The sequence below is a fragment of the Microbulbifer sp. CAU 1566 genome (assembly GCF_023156515.1).
Lineage (GTDB): Bacteria > Pseudomonadota > Gammaproteobacteria > Pseudomonadales > Cellvibrionaceae > Microbulbifer.
In genome coordinates, this window is record NZ_JALNMG010000013.1 from 1 (window position 1) to 3,002 (window position 3,002).

5 protein-coding genes are annotated in these 3,002 nt (G+C 43.6%); all 5 read left to right on the plus strand.

The genetic code is table 11. The features are described from left to right. On the plus strand, positions 1-400 hold a 400-nt coding region (locus tag M0G74_RS18120; RefSeq protein ID WP_348983723.1), incomplete at its 5' end, for an IS3 family transposase. Positions 401-461: 61 nt separating this feature from the next. Further along, positions 462-944, plus strand: coding sequence for a DUF3291 domain-containing protein (locus M0G74_RS18125; RefSeq protein ID WP_248220193.1), 483 nt, complete (start codon positions 462-464; stop codon positions 942-944). Between the two features lie 84 nt (positions 945-1,028). Next, positions 1,029-1,298 carry a hypothetical protein gene (locus M0G74_RS18130; RefSeq protein ID WP_248220194.1) on the plus strand — a complete coding sequence of 90 codons (270 nt, stop codon included), beginning with the start codon at positions 1,029-1,031 and terminating at the stop codon, positions 1,296-1,298. A gap of 169 nt (positions 1,299-1,467) precedes the next feature. Next, positions 1,468-2,112, plus strand: a complete 645-nt coding sequence (locus tag M0G74_RS18135) for an SMI1/KNR4 family protein (RefSeq protein ID WP_248220197.1) — start codon at positions 1,468-1,470, stop codon at positions 2,110-2,112. Positions 2,113-2,265: 153 nt separating this feature from the next. After that, positions 2,266-2,778: a DinB family protein gene (locus tag M0G74_RS18140; protein ID WP_248220198.1), complete on the plus strand. Its 513-nt coding sequence runs from the start codon at positions 2,266-2,268 to the stop codon at positions 2,776-2,778. Positions 2,779-3,002: the final 224 nt, after the last annotated feature.

Here is a 3,002-nt window from a genome sequence, read left to right on the forward strand (position 1 = left end):
TTCGAGGGCAATCGTGGGCTGGGCCCTGGATACGAGCATGACAGAGCAATTGGTAACGGACGCTCTGAAGATGGCGTTTCAGCGCCGAGATATTCGCCCTGGCCTGATTATCCACTCAGACCGAGGTGTGCAGTATCGCGCTCGAGATTATCGTTATTTTATCGAGAAGAACGATTGTAAGCCCAGTATGAGCAGGAAAGGAAATTGCTGGGACAACGCGGCGATGGAATCTTTTTTTAGTCGGCTCAAGGTCGAACTAATATACGCGGAAGAGTACGAGAGTATCGAGGACGCGAAGAGCGGAATCTTTGAGTACATCGAAGTGTTCTATAACCGAGTACGTAGGCACTCCGCTATAGGGCATCTCAGCCCAGCGGAATTTGAGCGCAAATGCGCGTAGTTAGGGTGTCTACTTATCGTGGGTAAGACCACGAACCAAGAATTCGAGCCAGGAGGAAGACATGAAGTATCAATTAGCGCAGGTAAATATTGCAAAATTTCGTCTCCCACAACACAACCCCGTTAATGCTGACTTTGTGAACAACCTTGATAGAGTAAACGCAATAGCGGAAGTACAGCCCGGATTTGTTTGGAGATTTAAAGGTTCTGGCAACGATTCACTTGACGTTCAGGCATTCGGCGACCCCAATATTGCAATAAATATGTCAGTGTGGTCTGACATCAAATCTTTAGTTAATTTTGTATACCGGAACAATGACCATAAAGAAATCATGCGTAGACGTAAAGAATGGTTTGAAAAAATAGATTTCTATATGGTTCTTTGGTGGATAGAAGAGGATAGATGGCCAACAATCGAAGAGGCAAAGATTCGCCTGGAGTTATTGCGTCAAAATGGTCCAACCTATTCCGCATTCACGTTTAAGCAACCTTATTCTGCTCCAAGCGGGGAGGTGTTAAATCCCTTCAAAGATGAGTGCGCATAAAGTAGCTAACAAGTACAGCCAGCAGGACAAACTTACGCTTCGGTTTGCCTCTGCTGTAAGCGTTAGTGCATAAGGAAATCTAGGTTGTCAATTTACATAAGACGTGAATCAGATAATGAAAGAATTGCCTGGATAGCAAGAGATGAGTGGGAGCTTCCCGCGCAAGTTGAGGGCTTAGAAAAATGGCTCATCGAAAATGAAGAAAAATTACCCTCAGCAAGTTATATCGCTGACATTGGTTTTAGCATGAGAGAAAACGCGTGCGGCGGCGGTGCAATTTTAAGCGTTCGAGCTATGTCAATAATGTCTAAGCTGGGAATAAAGTTGTATCTTTCAGAGTATCCTGATGAATAGCGGGCGAATCTGCACTAACAAGCGAGGCAGTTCGTTCCGGCCCTGCGGGCCTCCACCGAACAGCTGACTTTGTGCACAGGTCGCTTCTCTCCCATTTTCGCGCATAACGCGCACAAAGCAAACTACCGCTGCTCGCGGCGTTATACGAGCGCATTAATCGAGATTCGGCATGGAAGATAGAATTATTCTTAAGAAATCTATAGAAAAATACTTGGAAGTGCTCAAGCAATCCGGTGCTTCTGCAGCAGATACCTTAGATCAAGGTGACCCAAACTCAATACGAGAGGGGATTCCATTTTCCGAGGTTGATCTCACTGATGAGCTTGTAAACTATTTTTCTATGGTCAATGGATATAGCTACGAAAAATGTGATGATCTCGGAGTTGATGATCCTGATTTCGCATGGGGAATGTATGCTTTGTCATGGGATCAGGCTCGGGATCAATATAGTGAGATTTCTGGGATAGGTGGAGATGAAAATCCAGATTATTGGCCAAAAGGGTTTTTTCCTATTTTGTATGATGGCTCTGGTGACTTTGTTTTAGTTAATTGTTTATCTGATTCTATTACTTATGGATCGGTATATGATTTAAGTGAAGGCGTTGGGTGTAATCGTATTTCTGATTCAATATCTGCATTTCTAGATGCTTCAAGTGTTGAGTTGGAAGAGGGGTTTCGAATATTTGAAGATGAAGAAACCTCAGTTGTTCCTGATGTAAGAGCACAGTTAGAGAAAGGTAGAGAGATCTTCGGAGAAACACCATACTTTTTGCGTATGGGTAAAATGGACACGCAGATCATAGATTGGAAATGAGAGATTCGTATAGCAAGGCACTGAAACCGATCTCTGGTAACTGTTACCTTTTTTCGAAACAAAAAAAGCGCTAGTTACCTTCAGAGGCTGAGAGCGGTGTTAGGCGTAGAATCAAGATAATGCTGTATTCAACAATAAATAGGGAATCGAAAATTGCTGCTTTCAAATGCATTTAAGTTTAAGAAGTGGGCAAACACGGAGCTGCTCATGTATGGGGAGCGCCAATTACACTTACTTCCAGAAGATGACGCAGTTTTCTTTGTTAGAATTTTGAATCACACCGCGGTAGTTGACAGCTTATTCATAAGCCGGATTTCAGGTGCCTCAGAGAGTTATTCAGCTGACAACACGATAGAGACACCAAGTTTTCCAGAGTTACAAGAAAGAATCGAGAAAAATGATTCATGGCTTGTGGAATTCTCAGAGTCAGCGAACTCTGAAATTTTGAATAAGGTCATATCTTTCAAATTCACGGACGGTGACTATGGGCAATTGTCAATAGAAGAAATTATGTTTCATTTATTAACTCACAGCAGTAATCATCGAGGCATGGCTTCCAGAACTTTGGCTTCCAATGGTTTAGAGCGTCCAAAAGATACGTTTACTCGGTATCTTCATGAAATTGAGCCATCTAGAAGAAAGTACGCCCGTCTAGCTCGCGCCTAATAATCGCAAGCCAAAGGACGCCCAACGTTATGCACCTTTGTGCTGGTCGCTACGCTCCCATTTTCGCAAAAACGTGTATAGCATTCTTCACCCCTGTCGCGGGCGTTATGTTTAAGACTTACCCACGTTTAGTAGACACCTTGTATAGTTAGGTTTCGGCCTAACACGGAGGTGCACCATGGGTAAGAAGAGAGCTCAGGCGTATACGGAAGAGTTTCGTAGAG